Annotated in this window: 17 protein-coding genes; 9 read left to right on the top strand and 8 right to left on the bottom strand. The window is 73.5% G+C overall.

Going from position 1 to position 15,719, the window contains the following annotated elements; all coding sequences use genetic code 11:
- Positions 1-4 precede the first annotated feature (4 nt).
- Positions 5-580 carry a Uma2 family endonuclease gene (locus ACRAKH_RS04055; RefSeq protein ID WP_380726552.1) on the bottom strand — a complete coding sequence of 192 codons (576 nt, stop codon included), beginning with the start codon at positions 578-580 and terminating at the stop codon, positions 5-7.
- A 425-nt stretch (positions 581-1,005) separates the two neighbouring features.
- On the opposite strand from ACRAKH_RS04055, the gene ACRAKH_RS04060 reads away from it, so the two are divergent.
- Complete coding sequence (locus ACRAKH_RS04060; protein ID WP_380726550.1) at positions 1,006-2,220, top strand: mannosyltransferase; 1,215 nt, start codon at positions 1,006-1,008, stop codon at positions 2,218-2,220.
- Here ACRAKH_RS04060 and ACRAKH_RS04065 read toward each other — a convergent pair.
- Positions 2,176-2,469 carry a 4a-hydroxytetrahydrobiopterin dehydratase gene (locus ACRAKH_RS04065; protein ID WP_380726548.1) on the bottom strand — a complete coding sequence of 98 codons (294 nt, stop codon included), beginning with the start codon at positions 2,467-2,469 and terminating at the stop codon, positions 2,176-2,178. The genes ACRAKH_RS04060 and ACRAKH_RS04065 overlap by 45 nt on opposite strands.
- A gap of 136 nt (positions 2,470-2,605) precedes the next feature.
- On the opposite strand from ACRAKH_RS04065, the gene ACRAKH_RS04070 reads away from it, so the two are divergent.
- From ACRAKH_RS04070 to ACRAKH_RS04085, 4 genes are all read left to right on the top strand, one after another.
- Positions 2,606-3,655, top strand: a complete 1,050-nt coding sequence (locus ACRAKH_RS04070; RefSeq protein WP_380726566.1) for a thiamine ABC transporter substrate-binding protein — start codon at positions 2,606-2,608, stop codon at positions 3,653-3,655.
- Positions 3,656-3,723: 68 nt separating this feature from the next.
- A complete protein-coding gene (locus tag ACRAKH_RS04075) occupies positions 3,724-5,271 on the top strand; it encodes an ABC transporter permease (RefSeq protein ID WP_380726564.1) in 1,548 nt (515 codons plus the stop codon).
- Complete coding sequence (locus ACRAKH_RS04080; RefSeq protein ID WP_380726546.1) at positions 5,271-6,257, top strand: ABC transporter ATP-binding protein; 987 nt, start codon at positions 5,271-5,273, stop codon at positions 6,255-6,257. Before ACRAKH_RS04075 ends, ACRAKH_RS04080 begins: the two co-directional genes overlap by 1 nt.
- Positions 6,258-6,324: 67 nt before the next feature.
- The gene (locus tag ACRAKH_RS04085; RefSeq protein WP_380726544.1) at positions 6,325-7,263 is read left to right on the top strand and encodes a DUF6461 domain-containing protein; all 939 of its coding nucleotides are present in this window, start codon (positions 6,325-6,327) and stop codon (positions 7,261-7,263) included.
- Here ACRAKH_RS04085 and ACRAKH_RS04090 read toward each other — a convergent pair.
- Genes ACRAKH_RS04090 through ACRAKH_RS04105 form a run of 4 tightly spaced genes read right to left on the bottom strand, consistent with a single transcriptional unit; the run spans position 7,260 to position 10,742 of the window.
- Positions 7,260-7,763 carry a GNAT family N-acetyltransferase gene (locus ACRAKH_RS04090; protein ID WP_380726542.1) on the bottom strand — a complete coding sequence of 168 codons (504 nt, stop codon included), beginning with the start codon at positions 7,761-7,763 and terminating at the stop codon, positions 7,260-7,262. The genes ACRAKH_RS04085 and ACRAKH_RS04090 overlap by 4 nt on opposite strands.
- Positions 7,764-7,777: 14 nt before the next feature.
- Entirely contained in the window at positions 7,778-8,608 is an 831-nt protein-coding gene (locus ACRAKH_RS04095; RefSeq protein WP_380726540.1) for an ABC transporter permease, read from the bottom strand.
- Positions 8,605-9,624, bottom strand: a complete 1,020-nt coding sequence (locus ACRAKH_RS04100) for an ABC transporter ATP-binding protein (RefSeq protein ID WP_380726538.1) — start codon at positions 9,622-9,624, stop codon at positions 8,605-8,607. The genes ACRAKH_RS04095 and ACRAKH_RS04100 overlap by 4 nt, the downstream gene beginning before the upstream one ends.
- Positions 9,621-10,742 carry a LolA family protein gene (locus ACRAKH_RS04105; RefSeq protein ID WP_380726536.1) on the bottom strand — a complete coding sequence of 374 codons (1,122 nt, stop codon included), beginning with the start codon at positions 10,740-10,742 and terminating at the stop codon, positions 9,621-9,623. The genes ACRAKH_RS04100 and ACRAKH_RS04105 overlap by 4 nt, the downstream gene beginning before the upstream one ends.
- Before the next feature lie 128 nt (positions 10,743-10,870).
- Between ACRAKH_RS04105 and ACRAKH_RS04110 the strand changes: the two genes are divergently transcribed.
- Genes ACRAKH_RS04110 through ACRAKH_RS04120 form a run of 3 tightly spaced genes read left to right on the top strand, consistent with a single transcriptional unit; the run spans position 10,871 to position 13,731 of the window.
- Entirely contained in the window at positions 10,871-11,605 is a 735-nt protein-coding gene (locus ACRAKH_RS04110; RefSeq protein ID WP_380726534.1) for a response regulator transcription factor, read from the top strand.
- On the top strand, positions 11,602-12,885 hold the full coding sequence (locus tag ACRAKH_RS04115) for a sensor histidine kinase (protein WP_447009638.1): 1,284 nt from the start codon (positions 11,602-11,604) through the stop codon (positions 12,883-12,885). Before ACRAKH_RS04110 ends, ACRAKH_RS04115 begins: the two co-directional genes overlap by 4 nt.
- Before the next feature lie 33 nt (positions 12,886-12,918).
- Complete coding sequence (locus tag ACRAKH_RS04120; protein WP_380730713.1) at positions 12,919-13,731, top strand: NUDIX domain-containing protein; 813 nt, start codon at positions 12,919-12,921, stop codon at positions 13,729-13,731.
- A gap of 49 nt (positions 13,732-13,780) precedes the next feature.
- Here ACRAKH_RS04120 and trpS read toward each other — a convergent pair whose 3' ends face one another.
- Complete coding sequence (trpS, locus tag ACRAKH_RS04125; protein ID WP_380727282.1) at positions 13,781-14,746, bottom strand: tryptophan--tRNA ligase; 966 nt, start codon at positions 14,744-14,746, stop codon at positions 13,781-13,783.
- Positions 14,747-14,942: 196 nt separating this feature from the next.
- Between trpS and ACRAKH_RS04130 the strand changes: the two genes are divergently transcribed.
- The gene (locus ACRAKH_RS04130; protein ID WP_380727281.1) at positions 14,943-15,242 is read left to right on the top strand and encodes a YciI family protein; all 300 of its coding nucleotides are present in this window, start codon (positions 14,943-14,945) and stop codon (positions 15,240-15,242) included.
- Positions 15,243-15,462: 220 nt separating this feature from the next.
- Here the strand turns inward: ACRAKH_RS04130 and ACRAKH_RS04135 are convergent, their stop codons facing one another.
- On the bottom strand, positions 15,463-15,648 hold the full coding sequence (locus ACRAKH_RS04135; protein ID WP_380727279.1) for a hypothetical protein: 186 nt from the start codon (positions 15,646-15,648) through the stop codon (positions 15,463-15,465).
- Positions 15,649-15,719: the final 71 nt, after the last annotated feature.

Here is a 15,719-nt window from a genome sequence, read left to right on the forward strand (position 1 = left end):
GGGGTCATCGGCCTGGCACGAGCTTCGCCAGGTCGATGTCGATCTCGAACGGCACGGCGAGGTGGAGCGAGTCGCGGAAGACGCCGGTCGGCGCGTACGCCCCGGTCGGTTCGTCCAGCTCGTAGACGTGCACGACCGGGCCGGTGGCCTCGTCCTCGACCCGCCAGTGGTGCGGGATGCCCGCTGCCGCGTACTTGCGCAGCTTCACCGTGCGGTCCCGGAAGGTGGACTCGGGCGAGACGACCTCGACCACCAGCAGCACGTCGGCCGGCTCGAACCACGTCATGTCCGGGTCGATGGAGGCGGAGGTCACGAGGATGTCGGCTTCGGGGCGGTTGCGGGCGTCGAGCCGGATTGTCATCTCCCGGGCGACCTCCATGCCGCTGGGTGTCTGGTTTCGAAGGGCGGCGGTCAGGTCGTCGATGATGCGACCGTGCCAGTACCGCTGCGGGGCCATCGTGAAAACGAGCGCTCCGTCGATGAGCTCGGTGTGCCGGGGCGCCTCGGAGAGTTGGTCGAGGTCCTCTGCGAACCAGCCTTCCTCGCGCGGCGGACGCATCCAGTCGGGCAGGTCGGCCATGTCCTCACCGTAATGCGGTTCGGTGGTTCGAGCAGCAATCATGGGTGATCGACTCCTTGGCGTGGCGTCGCCCGGAACGCTAGGCCGCGGGAGCGTGCGCCGGTAGTCGCACGATGGCGTGGGAGCGCGGTGGTCGGGGACCGGTGGCACGCGTGGCCCTCCACAGACCTCGGGGCGGTGCGCTCAGTGAGCGCACCGCCCCGAGGTACTGTCCAGTGGCGTCAGCGGACGTGGTCGCGGCTGTGGCGGGCCAGGGCGAAGACGCCCCCCGCGGTGGCCAGCATGGCCAGTGCGCTGACGGTGAACACGACGATGTCGGTGGTCATGCGTATCCCCTTGCGTTGATCTCCCACTCGTCTTGACGTCCGGGTACCCCGATTCGTGGCCCGGCAGTCGTGCAATTCACACGATCGTGGAGGTAGAGGGTGGGACTGCGTGCACTGGAGGGGCGGGTGCTCGCCCACGCGCCGTGGGTGTTCGGCCTCTCCCTGCTCGGGCACCTCGCGATGGTCGCCTTCCAGACGAAGATGACCATGGTGGACCTGATGGTCTACCGGAACGCCTCGCCCGAGCTGTTCACCGGCTTCCTCTACGACTGGCGGCTGAAGGAGTTCTCCGACCAGTTCGCGCTCCCGTTCACCTACCCGCCGTTCTCGGCGCTCGTCTTCGTCCCGCTGTCGTGGGTGCCGTGGGGCGTGGCGCGCTGGTTCTGGCAGCTCGCCTGCCTCGCCTGCCTGTGGTTCGTCACGCGCAAGTCCCTCCAGCTCGTCGGCAGCAACGACCCGCGCCGCGCGCTGCTGTGGACGGGCCTGTTCGTGTGGGTCGAACCGGTCCGCACGACGTTGAACTACGGCCAGATCAACCTGGTGCTCGCCGCGCTGCTGCTCGGCACGATGGTCAGCGCGCGGAGCTGGAAGCAGGGCGCCGGCGTCGGCATCGCGGCCGGGCTGAAGCTCACGCCCGCGATCTCCGGCCTCTACTTCCTCGCCGCCCGCCGCTACCGGGCGGCCGTGTGGTCGGCGGTGGCGTTCTTCGGCACGGTCGGGCTCGGCTACCTGATCTCGCCGAGCCTGTCGGAGCGGTACTGGTTCCACCTGCTCGGCGACGCCACGCGGGTCGGGCCGGTCGGCTCGGCGATCAACCAGTCGCTGCGGGGCGCGCTGTCCCGCACCGTCGGCCACGACGTGGAGACGGGGCCGGTGTTCGTGGCCGGGGTGGCGGTGGCCGTCGTGCTCGCCGGGGTCGCGCTGCACGCCGCGGTGAAGGCCCGGGACACGCTGGCGATGATCGTCACCGTCCAGTTCCTCGGCCTGCTCGTGTCGCCGATCTCGTGGAGCCACCACTGGGTGTGGGCGGTGCCCGCGCTGATGTGGCTGCTCTACTCCGCGAAGCACCGGCTGGCGACCGTGACGGCCGTCGCGTGGCTCCTCGCCATCGGCAGCTACCTGATCTCGTTCCTGCTGAAGGCGCAGCCGTCGATCTGGGTCATCCCGCGGCCCTGGTACTACTCGGCGCTCGGCTGGGTGTACCCGGCGGTGGGCGTGCTCACGCTCGTCACGATCGCCGTCGTGCTCCGGCGGCGCGCGGCCGAGCGGTCACCGCAGGACGTCGAGCACCCCGTCGATCTCCTCCGCGAGTGACACGTCCAGCGCGGTGATCCCGCCGGTCGAGTGCGTGGTGCAGCGGAACGTCAGCGTGCGCCAGCGGATGTCGATGTCGGGGTGGTGGTTGTCGTTCTCCGCGATCTCCGCCACCCGGCACACCACCTGGATGGCCTGCGAGAAGCTCCCCAGCTCCACCGTGCGCACCAAGGCGGTGTCCTCGGCGCGCCACGCCGGGAGGTTGGCCAGCGAGGCGGTCACCTGGTCGTCGGTCAGCAGTTCGGCCATGGACCGATCGTGCCACCGCGCGGGGTAAGCTGCGCGTTCGCCACGGGAGTCCGGTGCTGCGCCGGGCTGAGAGGAAGGCGCGCGAGCCTTCGACCGTCCACACCTGATCCGGGTCATGCCGGTGTAGGGAGAGATGATGTTCCGACGAGTGCTGACCGCGTCCACGGCTGCCGTGACGGCGTTCGCGCTGCTCACGGCCTGTTCGGTGACCGCGTCGAACAACAACGCGCCGGCGGGCGAGCGGGTCGTCACGCTGGTGACGCACGACTCGTTCGCGGTCACGCCGGAGGTGCTGGAGCAGTTCAAGAAGGACACCGGCATCACGATCAAGCCGCTGGCCAGCGGTGACGCCGGCGAGGTGACCAACAAGCTGGTCCTGACCAAGGACGCCCCCATCGGCGACGTCGCCTTCGGCGTCGACTCCACGTTCGCCTCCCGCGCGCTCAAGGAAGGCGTGTTCGCCGAGTACGCGAGCCCCGAGGCGGGCAAGGGCGCGCAGCGCTACCAGCTCGACCCGCCGAACCGGCTGCACGCCGTGGACGTCGGCGACGTGTGCCTGAACATCGACGTGGCCGCGTTCAAGGACATCGGCGAGCCGAAGCAGTACGCCGACCTGGCCGACCCGAAGTACAAGGACATGCTGGTGGTCGAGGACCCGGCCACGTCGTCGCCGGGCCTGGCGTTCCTGCTCGGCACCATCGCCACCTTCGGCGAGGCGAACTGGCAGAACTACTGGGGGCAGCTGAAGGCGAACGGCGTGAAGGTCGTCAGCGGCTGGGAGGAGGCCTACACGCAGGACTTCTCCGGTTCCAGCGGCAAGGGGCCGCGCCCGGTCGTGGTGTCCTACGCGTCGTCGCCGTCGGCGGAGATCGGCGAGGACGGCGTGCCGCGCACCAAGGCGCTGCTGGACACGTGCTACCGCCAGGTCGAGTACGCGGGTGTGCTGAACGGCGCGAAGAACCCCGAGGACGCCAAGAAGGTCGTCGACTTCCTGCTGGGCGAGCGGTTCCAGGCCGACGTGCCCGGCCAGATGTACGTGTACCCGTCGCGCGAGGGCGTCGCGCTGCCCGAGGCGTGGACGACGGCCGCGCCGCTGCCGGCCACCGCGCGCTCCCTGCCCGCGGCCGAGGTGGACGCGAAGCGCGAGCAGTGGGTGCAGCAGTGGCGCGCGCTGGTGCAGGGCTGAGCGCGACGTCCCCGACGCCGGGGCCGCGGTCGACGCGGCGGCCCCGGCTCACCTGGGCGTTGGCGGCGCTGCTGCCGCTGGCGTTCCTGGGCGTGTTCTTCGCCTGGCCGGTGCTCGCGATCGTGAGCCTCGGGCTCGGCGAGGACGGCGTGCTGCCCGTCCTGGCCCGCGCCGACACCTGGGACCTGGTCGCGTTCACGCTGGGCCAGGCCGCGGGCGCGACGGCGTTGGCGCTGGTCACGGGCTTGCCGGTGGCGTTCCTGCTGGCCCGGTGCCGGGTCCGCGGGGCGGGCGTGGTGCGGGCGGCGGTGATGGTGCCGTTCGTGCTGCCGACCGTCGTGGTCGGGCTCGCGTTCCGGGCGCTGTGGCCGGACGGCGGGGTGCTGCCGATCGTGCTCGCCAACGCGTTCTTCAACGTCGCCGTGGTCGCCCGCACGGTCGGCGGGCTGTGGGCGCGGGTCGACCGGCGGGCGGAGGACGCGGCACGGGCGCTGGGCGCGTCACGCGCGCGGGCGTTCACGTCCGTCGTGCTGCCGTCGCTCGCGCCGGCGATCGGCTCGGCCGCGTCGGTCGTGTTCCTGTTCTGCGCCACCAGCTTCGGCGTCGTGCTGGTGCTGGGCGGCGCGCGCCACCGGACGCTGGAGACGGAGATCTACCTCCGCACGGTGGAGCTGTTCGACCTGTCGGGCGCGGCCGCGCTGTCGCTCGTGCAGTTCGCCGCCGTGATCGCCGTGCTGGTGGTCGGCGCGGCGGCCCGGCGCAAGCGGGAGAAGTCGCTGCCGCTGCGGATCGAGCCGACGCGGCGGCCGACCGGCGGCGAGTGGGCCGTCGTCGGCGCGGCGTGGCTGGTGGTGCTGGCGCTGCTCACGCCGGTCGTCGGGCTGCTGGTGCGGTCCCTGGCCACGCACGACGGCTGGAGCTTCGCCGGGTACGCGGCGCTGGCCGGCACGGGGGAGCGCGGCACGCTCGCCGTGTCCGGGCTGGACGCGGCGGTGAATTCGCTGCGCACGGCCACCGACGCGACGCTGGTGGCGCTGCTCGTCGGCGTGGTGTCGGCGGTCGTGCTGGTCGGGTTGCGGCGGCACGGCTCGTGGTTCGCGGAAACCCTCGACACCGCGTTGATGCTGCCGCTCGGGGTGTCGGCGGTGACGCTCGGGTTCGGCTACCTGATCACCATGGACGCCCTGCCCGGCGACTTCCGCACGTCGCCGCTGCTGGTGCCGCTGGCCCAGGCGCTGGTCGTGACGCCGCTGATCGTGCGGATCGTGCTGCCGGTGCTGCGGGCCGTGGACGAGCGGCTGCGGCAGGCGGCGGCGACGTTGGGCGCGAGCCCGTGGCGGGTGTGGCGCGAGGTGGACCTGCCGCTGGCGTCCCGGTCGCTGCTGGCGGCGGCCGGGTTCGGGTTCGTGGTGGCGCTGGGCGAGTTCGGCGCGACGAGCTTCCTGGCGCGGCCGGACGCGCCGACGCTGCCGGTGGTGATCGCCCGGCTGATGTCGCGGCCCGGTCAGCTGAACAGCCAGATGGCGTACGCGGCGTGCGCGTTGCTGATGGTCGTGACCACGGTGGCGGTGCTGGTGATCGAGCGGTTGCGGGCGCCGAGCGGCGGGGAGTTCTGATGGCGTTGCGGGTCGACGGGGTGAGCGTGCGCTACGGCGCCGTGACCGCGGTGTCCGGTGTGGACCTCCGGATCGCCGACGGCGAGGTGGTGGCGCTGCTCGGGCCGTCCGGGTGCGGCAAGTCGACGTTGCTGCGGGCGGTGGCCGGGCTGGAGCCGTGTGACGGAGTGGTGTCGTGGGACGGGGTGGACCTCGCCGGGACGCCCGTGCACCGGCGCGGGTTCGGGCTGGTGTTCCAGGACGGCCAGCTGTTCCCGCACCGGGACGTGGCGGGCAACGTGGCGTTCGGGCTGCGGATGCGCCGGGTGGAGCGGGAAGCGCGCGAGAAGCGGGTGGCCGAGCTGCTGGAGCTGGTCGGGCTCGCCGGGTACGGGCGGCGGCGGGTTACCGAGCTGTCCGGCGGTGAGCAGCAACGGGTCGCGCTGGCCCGGGCGCTGGCGCCGCGGCCCAAGTTGCTGCTGCTGGACGAGCCGCTGTCCGCGCTGGACCGGGCGTTGCGGGAGCAGCTGGCGGTGGACCTGGCGCGGTTGCTGCGCGAGACGGGCGCGACCGCGCTGGTGGTCACGCACGACCACGACGAGGCGTTCACCCTGGCCGACCGGGTGGCGGTGATGCGGGCGGGGCGGATCGTGCAGGTCGGCGTGCCGACGGACGTGTGGCGGCGGCCGGCGGACGTCGAGACGGCCCGGTTCCTGGGCTGCGGCAAGGTGCTGGCCGCCGAGGCCGCGTCGGCGTTGCTGGGCGTGGCCGCCCGCGTCGGCCTGCGGGCCACGGCGCTCCACGTCGACCGGGCGGGCGGGATCGAGGCGGAGGTGCTGGAACGCGTCCACCGCCGCGACCACGTCCGGCTGCTCGTGCGGCTGACGGGGTCGGGGATGGTGGAGGGCGAGGAGTTCGAGGCCGTGGCCCCGGTCGCCGAGCCGCCGTCGCCGGGCGACCGCGTGCGGCTGTCCGTGGACCACGACGGCGTCGCGATCATCGGCTGAAACGGCCGCGGGGACCGACGCCCGCTGCTACGCTCGCCCGCCTCCGCCGTGACTTGAGGGGGCTCACGTGGACGAGACCGACGACCTTTCCTGGGCGGACGCGTGGCCGGGTGACGGGCCGGAGCTCGGGGAGATCTACTGCCTGACGTTCATCAAGGGCGTCGACGAGGCCGAGGCGTTGCGGCGCATGGGCGGGCTGCCCGGCACCGTCGCCACCCGCGCGCGGGAGGACGTCGCCGACCTCCACAACTACGACGACGGCTACCCCGAGGTGGCGTTGGCGCTGCCGCTCGGCACGTGGACCGTCGTGTTCGAGCCGAACGGGTTCCAGGGCTCGCACCTGGTCGAGGTGCTGTCGCGCGGGACCGAGGCGGTGTCCGTCCTGCGCCACGACTACGCGTCGCCGTCGTTCGAGTACGCCGTGGACGGCGTGCTGATCACCGGGTTCGACCCGACCTTCCCCACCTACCGCCACGGCGCCGATCCCGACCGCCTGCTCTCCCGGATGCGCGACGTCGGCTTCCCCGAGGACGAGGAGGACGAAGCGGTTGACGACCCCATCGCCCGGTGCCTGGAGGTGGTCGGCGACCTCACCGGCGTGCTGCCGGCGTTCGACGACCTCGCCGGCCCGCTGACCAGCGCGCACATCGAGACCTGGTTCGTCGAGGCGCACCCGGTCCAGACGACCCGGCCGGGGCACGACGGGCCCGTGGACGCCCTGGCCGAGGTGCGGCGGCTCAGCGGGCTGCACGGCCTGACCGACACCCCCGGACTGGCCGACGCGCTCGCCGCGGCCGAACGCGGGCAGGCCGTCGCGGTCACGCCCGACAGCCCGCTCGGCGGCCACGTCCGGGCCTGGCTCACCGAGTCGCGGCGGGCGAGCTGGGCGCCCAACGACCCCTCGGCGCGGCACCGCCAACCCGAGGCCGAGCGCCTCCGCGGCAACGGCCTCGGGTGGCTCGCCAAGGCGCTGGGCGCCGCCCTCCAACCCCATCGCGCGCTCTAGAGGTCGAGGGCGTACTCCACGTCGCCGTGCTCGGCGCCCTCGACGTAGTCGGGCCACTCCTCGTGGAACGTGCGCACGTGCCGCAGCCCGACCTTCTCCAACACCCGCCGCGACCCCGTGTTCACGGCCATCGCGTACGCCACGACCCGGCGCAGCCCCGCCGCCGAACCGTGCGCCACCAACGCCGACGCGCCCTCCGTCGCGTACCCGCGCCCCCAGAAGTCCGGGTGCAGCCGGTAGCCCAGCTCGGCGACCCCCTCGCCGGCCGGGCTCAGCTCGAACCAGCCGATGAACGCGCCCGTCGCCTTCTCGTGCGCCGCCCACCAGCCGCGCCCGCCCGCCACCTTCGGCAGCACGACCCGCTCCACGTCGGCCCGCGACACCGGCTTGCCGTCCTCGATGAACCGCATCACCCGCGGTTCGCCGAGCAGCCACGCGAGGGCGTCCACATAGGACTCATCGATCGGGCGCAGCGCCAACCTGTCCGTCTCCGGGAGCACGGGCCGATTGTGGGCTAGTTGTCCTTCGTGGCCAACCGCATTGCCGCCAGGGACAGTCCGATCAGGATGTAGCACCCGGCCAGCGCCGTGCCGCGCCACAGCTGCTCGGTCGGCAGCGGGTCGCGCATGACGTCGACCAGGCCCTGCCACGTCGACGTGATGAGGTACGGGTGCAGCCAGTCCAGCGCGCTGAACACGCCCAGCACCGCGAACACGATCACACCGGCCATCGTCGCGGCCATCACCACCAGCGGGTGCTCGGTGCACGCCGAGATCGCCATCGCGATCGCCGCCACGCCCCACACCTGCACCGTCACCAGCAGGACCGTCAACGCGATCCGCCCGACCGCCGCCCCGAACGACAGGGTCGACCCGGACAGCGTCAGCATCCCCTCGCCGCCGAACAGGATCGCGCCGGTGACCGCGCCGACCACCGCGATCAGCGTCACCGCGGCCAACGACATGGTGGCCACGCCGAACGCCTTGATCCCCAGCAGCCGGAGCCGGCCGACCGGCGACAGCACCAACCCGCGCAGCGTGCCGTGCTGCGCCTCGCCGGCGAGCCCGTCGGCCGCCCAGATCGCGCCGACCAGCGGCAGCAGCAGCGGCAACGCCAGGAACAGCGTGAACACGGGCAGCACCAGCCCGTTTCCCGCGATGATCCCGGCCAGGCCCGGACCCGCGGGGCCGTCGTCCACCGCGAACCACAGCCCGATCCCGGCCAGGATCGGCACCAGGCACAGCGACGCCAGCCCGATCACCGTCCGCGGCCGGCGCACGATCCACCGCAGCTCCGAGCGCAGCTGCCGCCCCAGCGGCGCGCGCACGGCGACCAGCGCGCTCATGGCCTGCCCTCCTCGATCGTGTCCACGGCGGACAGGTTGTGCTCGGACTCCTCGGCCTCGGTGAGCCGGGCGAACAGGTCTTCCAGGCCGGTGCGGTGCCGGCGCGCCTCGTGCACCGCGACCCCCGCGCGCACCAGCGTCTCCAGCACCACGGGCGCGGTCGTGCCGATCAGCTCGACCCGCACGCCGTCCTCGATGGGGCGGGCCGAGATCCGGCCCGCGCGCAGCGCGTTCAGCGCCTCGTCCACGTCCGGCGTGACGACCAGCAGCGAACTGCTGTCCGCGTGCAGCAGCTCGGCCAGTTCCCCTTGCGCCACAACGGTTCCCCGGTGCAGCACGGCCACGTGCGTGCACGTCGCCTCGATCTCGCTGAGCAGGTGGGACGAGACGACCACGGTGCTGCCGGCCTCGTGCAGGTCCGCGATGACCTTGCGGACCTCGCGGGTGCCCGCCGGGTCGAGCCCGTTGGTCGGCTCGTCCAGCACGATCAGCTTGCGCGGCACGAGCAGCGCCGAGGCGAGGCCCAGGCGCTGCTTCATGCCGAGCGAGTACCCCCGGTAGCGCCGGTGCGCGGCGGCCGCGAGACCGACCCGCTCCAACGCGTCCTCCACGGCCTGCCGGATGTCGCCGGTGGCGAGCAGCGGCTCGAACGCCGCCACCCGCCGCAGGTTCTCCCGACCGGACAGGAAGGGGTGGAACCCCGGACCCTCGACCAGCGCGCCGACGTGCGGCAGCGCGAGCGCGACGCCGTCGGGCAGCGCTTTCCCCAGCAGCTCGACCTCCCCCTCGGTCGGCCGCACGAGCCCGAGCAGCATGCGGATCGTGGTGGTCTTGCCCGACCCGTTCGGGCCGAGCATCCCGAGCACCGCCCCCTGCGGCACGTCGAGGTCCACCCGGTCCACCGCGACCGTGCGCCCGTACACCTTGCGCAGTCCCCGCGTCCGGGCCGCGAAGACCGGGGTGGAGCCGGCCGCCGAAGCGGCCGACCCCACCCGCGCGCTGGTCGAGGTGGTCACTTGACCTGGCCGATCGCGTCCACCAGCACCTGCTCCGGCACCGCGCCGACGGCGATCCGGCCGTCGTCCGCGACGAGGACGCCGCCGACCCGCGTGGTGATCAGCGTGCCCGAGCCCCACGGGCCGCTGACCTGCTTGCCCAACTGCTCGAGCAAGCCCTGCACGTCGACCTCGTGGCCCTCGGACCAGCGGCCGTCACCGCGCTGCTCCTGCTGCTCCGCGAGACCGGCCAGGGCGTCCTGGGGCGCCCGTGCGGCCAGCACGACGTCCCAGCCCTCGCCGATGACCTGCGGGTCCGCCTCGGTGAACGCCTGCTCGGCCGCCGCCTTGTCCTCGGCGGTCGGCTCCTCGACCGGCTTCTCGTTCACCTTCGCGCCGGCGGGCGGGGTGAAGGCGAACAGCGACGCCTCCTGCGGGCCGACGGTCAGCTCGGAGAACCCGACCTGCACGGCGGGCGCGTCCGTGCCGTTGGTCAGCACGGCCACGCGCAGCGGCACCCGCAGCTCCGAGTCGACCGCGACGCGCACCTCGCGCAGCACCGTCTTCTCGGTCGGCTTCGGCGTCAGCACGAGCTCGTACACGGGCCGGTTGGCGACGCGCGCCGTGCCGTCGACGGTGACGTCGCTGTGCTCCTGGATCGCCGCCACCACCTGCCGCGACACCGTCACCGGGTCGGTCGGCACGGTGCTCTGCTCGCCCAGTTCGAGCTGACGCTCCTCGAACGACCCGTGCGGCAGCTTGGTCACGGACTGGTCGGCCGAGTCCCACAGCCACGCCGTCGTGCCGTCGTCCACGAACGTGCGCTCCGTGTCGCCGCCGGGCAGCTGCACGCGCAGCTTGCCGGTGCCGTCGGTCCACATCCGCAGCGTGCTGGCGCCGTCCGAGAGCTGCGGGACGCCCGCGATGGCCGGGATGCCGAGGTCGTTGTTCACCGAGATCGTGCCGCCGAACGCGGCCGGCTCGGCGTTGAGCACCGACTCCACCAGCGCCTCGGCGGTGACGTCCGGCAGCACCGGTGCGGGCCCCGCGCCGGCGGGCATGGCGAGCACCCCCAGCCCGGTGGCCCCGGCGACCACACCGACCGCCGCCGCCACGACGGTCACCCTTCTCCGGTTCATGTCCCCTCCTCCTACCGGGCAGCCCCTTGCGACCCGACAACCCAGACACTCCTCCGAGGGCCCTGAGATGGTGCTGAGAGCCTGAGAGCGCACTGAGACTCCCGAGCCGATTGTCCTCCTCACGGGGCATGCTGTGGGGTGTGAGACCACGGGTGCTGGTTGTGGACGACGAGATCGGCGTACGACGCGCGCTGGAACGCGGCCTGTCCGCGGAGGGCATGGAGGTGGTCACCGCCGCCGACGGCCCGAACGCCCTGAGGGTCGCGCTGACCGGCGCGTTCGACGTGGTGCTGCTGGACATCATGCTGCCCGGCCTGTCCGGCTACCGGGTGTTGCAGCGGATGCGGGCCGAGGGCGTGCGCACGCCCGTGCTGATGGTGTCGGCGAAGGACGGCGAGGTCGACCAGGCCGACGGCCTCGACCTCGGCGCCGACGGCTACCTGGTGAAGCCGTTCTCGTTCGTGGTGCTGGTGGCGCAGGTCCGCGCGCTGCTGCGGCGCAACTCGTCCGACCTGGCGCGGCGCCGGCTCAAGCTCGGCGACCTGGTCGTGGACCGGGCCGTGCGCGAGGTCAGCTGGGCGGGCGAGCCGGTGTCGCTGTCGCCGCGCGAGTACGCCGTGCTCGACGTGCTGGCGAGCCGGGCGGGCTCGGTCGTCACCAAGGACGAGCTGCTGCGCACGGTGTGGGGCGACGAGCAGGCCGCGACCCGCAACGCGGTCGAGGTGTACGTCGGCTACCTGCGGCGCAAGCTCGACGCGATGGGCGCGGGGGAGGTCGTGCGGACCGTCCGCGGGCACGGCTACCTGGCGTCCACGCCGGACCTCGACGCGGCGCTGGGTTCGGCGGGGACCCGGCGGCGGTGAGAACGGCGCAGGTGAGCCCGCGCCGCTGGTGGCTGCGCCGCACGCTGCGGTTCCGGATCACCGTCGTGGCCACGGGCGTGGCCCTGCTGTGCCTGCTCGCGTTCACCCTCCTCGCCCCGAACCTCATCGGGCTGGTGCAGGTCAGCGCGGTGGACTCGGAGCTGGCGAAGGGCGGTCGCGCGCGGGTGCTCGACACCGCGGGCAACCCGTTGGACGGCGGGCCGCGACCGGACCTGACGGCGGCGGACATCCGGCGGCTCAAGGCGGGCGAACCCGTGCTGCGGATCGACGGCCCCAGCGCGCACCGGTGGATCGGACGGGTGGAGTTCGCGCCCGACGGCACGCCGCGGCTGCACGTCGCGGGCGACACGCTCGTCGGCTACCAGCGGGCCAACGTGCTGGGCACCCGGTGGCTCGCGGTGGCCGCGGTGCTGGTCGCGGGCCTGGTCGGCATCGCGACGTGGCTGGCCGTGCGGTCGTCGCTGCGGCCGGTGGAGCGGATGCGGGTGGCCGCGGCGGAGCTGCCGCGCGGGCAGCGCCTGCCCGTGCCGGCCGCGCGGGACGAGCTGCAGGCGCTGGCGGAGGCGTTGAACGCACTGCTGGCCCGGCGTGACGAGGCCACCGAGCGGCTGCGCCGGTTCACCGGTGACGCCGCGCACGAGCTGCGCTCGCCGGTGACGTCCGTGCGGGCGCAGGCGGAGGTGGCCGTCGCGCACCCCGACCCGGACTTCTCCATCGAGGTGCTGGAATCCGTCGTGGAGGAGTCCGAACGGCTGTCCGCGCTGGTCGACGCCCTGCTGATCCTGGCGCGCGCGGACACGGGGGAGCTGCCGCGCGCCGAACCCGTCGACCTGGTGCTGCAGGCGCAGGCCGCCGTGGACCGGCTGGGCGAGACCGAGCTGCTGGTGCAGCTCGCCGCGCCGATCAGCGCGTGCCTCGTCAACGCCGCGCGCACCGAGGTCGAGCTGGTCCTGGACAACCTGCTGCGCAACGCCGCCCGGTACGCCCGCACGTTCATCCGGATCTCGGTCCTGCCCGCCGCCCGCGAGGTGCGGCTGCTGGTGGACGACGACGGCCACGGCATCCCCGAGGAGCACCGGGAGAAGGTGTTCGACCGCTTCTACCGGGTCGAGTCGGACCGCGGCCGGGCCACCGGCGGGTTCGGCCTCGGCCTGGCGCTGGTCGCGCACCTCGTGCGCCGCCGGCGGGGCACGATCAGGGCGGGCGAGTCGCCCGAGGGAGGGGCCCGTCTGGAGGTGCGCTGGCCGCTCTTCCGGTGATCGCCGGTTGGGCTGGTGGCAGGATCGGCGTTCGTGCCCGAGTTGAGAACCACCACGCTGGTGGACGCCCCGTTGCGGACGGTCGCCGCCGCGCTGCTGGACGCCCGGCTGCTGGCCCGCGCCGTGCGCGGGCTCGGCGTGCGGATCTCGGGCGGTCCGGTGCTGTACGCCGGCGCGTCGCTGACCGGGTCCGTCGGTCCGGTGAACGGGATGCTGGTCGTGACGCGGGCCGACACCACGGGTGTGTCGGCCGAGCTGGTCGGCGGCCCGCTGCCCCGGTTGACGCTGGTCACGGACCTGCTGCACACCGGCGGCGGCACGATGGTGGTCGACTCGGTCGAGTGGTCCAGCCCCGGAGGGCCGTTCGGGCGGCTGGCGGACGTCGTGGTCGGGCGCGGCCTGGCGCTGAAGGTGATGGAAGCGCGCGCGGAGGCGGTGTCGCGGCGCAGCGTGGAGCTGGTGGGCGCGCGCGTGGTGGTGGGCGCGGCGATCATCCGCGACGGCCTGCTGCTCGGCCAGCAGCGCTCGTACCCGGCCGACGCGGCGGGGAAGTGGGAGCTGCCCGGCGGGCGCGTCGAGCCCGACGAGACCGATCACGCGGCCGTCGTGCGGGAGTGCGCGGAGGAGCTGGGCGTCACCGTGTCGCCGGGCGAGCAGCTGGGCCCCGACGTGCCGCTGCGCACCGATCTGCTGCTCCGCGTCTACGCCGCCGACCTCGTGGAAGGCGAACCGTCGCCCGTGGAGCACCGGGCCGTCCGCTGGCTCGCCGCCGCCGACCTCGACACCCTCGACTGGCTGCCCGCGGACCGCGTCCTCCTGCCCGCGCTCCACGCGCTGCTGACCTGACCCGGCGTCGCGCCCCCGGCGGGTCCGGGGGCGCGACGCCCGCGGCCCTTCAGCCGAGGCCGGAGACCCGCAGCGCGGCGTCCAGCCGGTGGGCGCACCGGTCACGGGAGCGTTCCGCGCCGTGCGCCCGCGCCCGGTCCAGTTCGGCCGGGTCGTCCAGCAGCCGCCGCGTGCCCTCGCGGACCGGGCGCAGCTCCTCGATTACCGCCTCGGCGGTGACCTCCTTCAGCTCGGCGTACCCCTGCACCGTGCCCGCCAGCTCCTTCGGGTCCTTGCCGGTGCACGCGGCCAGGATCTCCAGCAGGTTCGCCACGCCCGGCTGCTCGTCCGGCGCGTAGCGGACCTCGGCGCGGTCGTCGGTCACGGCGCGCTGGATCTTGCGGCGCACCAGGTCCGGCGGGTCGAGGACGAACACCGTGCCCGCCGCGTCCTGCGCGCTCTTGGCCATCTTGCGGGTCGGGTCGGCCAGGTCGCGGACCCGCGCGGCGGTCGGCGGGACCACGGCGCGCGGCACCGTGAAGACCTCGCCGTACGTGCCGTTGAACCGCCGCGCGAGCACCCGCGCCAGCTCGACGTGCTGCAGCTGGTCGTCGCCGACCGGCACCTCGTTCGCGCCCTGCAGGAGGATGTCGGCGGCCATCAGCACCGGGTAGGTGAGCAGGCTCAGCCGCACCGACGACCGGCCCTCGGACTTCTCCTTGAACTGGATCATCCGCGCGGCCTCGCCGTACGTGCAGGTGCACTCCAGCACCCAGGTCAGCGCGCCCAGCTCGCGGACCAGGTCGGACTGCACGGCCACCGACCTCGGGTCGACGCCGGCGGCGATGAGCACGGCCAGCTGCTCGCGGGTCAGCGATCGCAGCCGCGACGCGTTGTGCGACGACGTCATCGCGTGCAGGTCGCTGATGAAGTAGACGTCCTCGTCGGTGCCCTCGGCGGCCCACCGCCGGACGGCGCCGAGGTAGTTGCCCAGCTGGACGTGGCCGGACGGGGTGATCGCGGACAACCTGATCACGGGGTGATCCCTTCGGGGTTGCGCCCGCCCGGACCCGTCCCCCGAAAAGCACGAAGGCCGCCCCGGCGGGCGGCCTGCGTTCGTCTGAGCGCGCAGTTCTCAGGGCCGCCTGAAGGCGGACCACCAGAACGTGTGAAGAGTGCGCACGCCGCGATCGTAGCGGGTCGGAGGCGCGCCGGAGGTCTACATTCCTTGCATGTACGTCGTGCTGCTGGAGTACACCGCACCGCTGGACGAGGTCGACTACTCACTCCCGGACCACGTGGAGTGGCTGAAGGCGCAGTACGAGGCCGGGCACTTCCTGGCCTCGGGCCGGCAGGTGCCCCGCGTGGGCGGGGTGATCATCGCCCGCCCGATGGCGCGCGGGACGCTGGACGCGCTGCTCGCCACCGACCCGTTCGCGGTCCGCAAGCTGGCGAAGTACCAGGTGGTGGAGTTCCAGGCCACCCGGACGGCGCCGGAGCTGGCCCGAGTGAACGAAGCGGTGATGGGTTAGCCGCGGAGCGGACCCCGGCTCCACCCGGCGCGGGCCGGGCGGCGGGTGCCCCACGGCCCGGAGCAAGCCCCCGCTCCACGGCCTGACCCACGTGCCGCCGTGACTGACCCCGTGCTCCACGGTTCGTCCCACGCGCCCCCCGGCCGGCCCCCCGTGGCCCTCGCCTCGCGCACGTGCCGCCGGACTGGCCCTCTTGCCCGACCGTGGACAACGGCGCTGGTCAGGACCGCGTCTTGTCCTTCCCGTCCTTCTTCCGCTCCTGCTTGGCGGCCTTCTTCGCCGCCTTCTTCAGGGCCTTCTTCCGGGCCTTCAGCAGCACCACCACCGGGCAGCTCGAACAGCGCGGAGTGGAGCGGCAGCACTTCTTCTTCACCTTGACCTTGCCCACGCGGCGTGCTCCACTCATCCGGGTGTCCACAGAGTAGGTGAGGCTGACCTCACCTGCCGTAGGTGTGTGGTAAGGGTGACCCGCCCGGT

The organism is Saccharothrix hoggarensis (genome assembly GCF_052936025.1).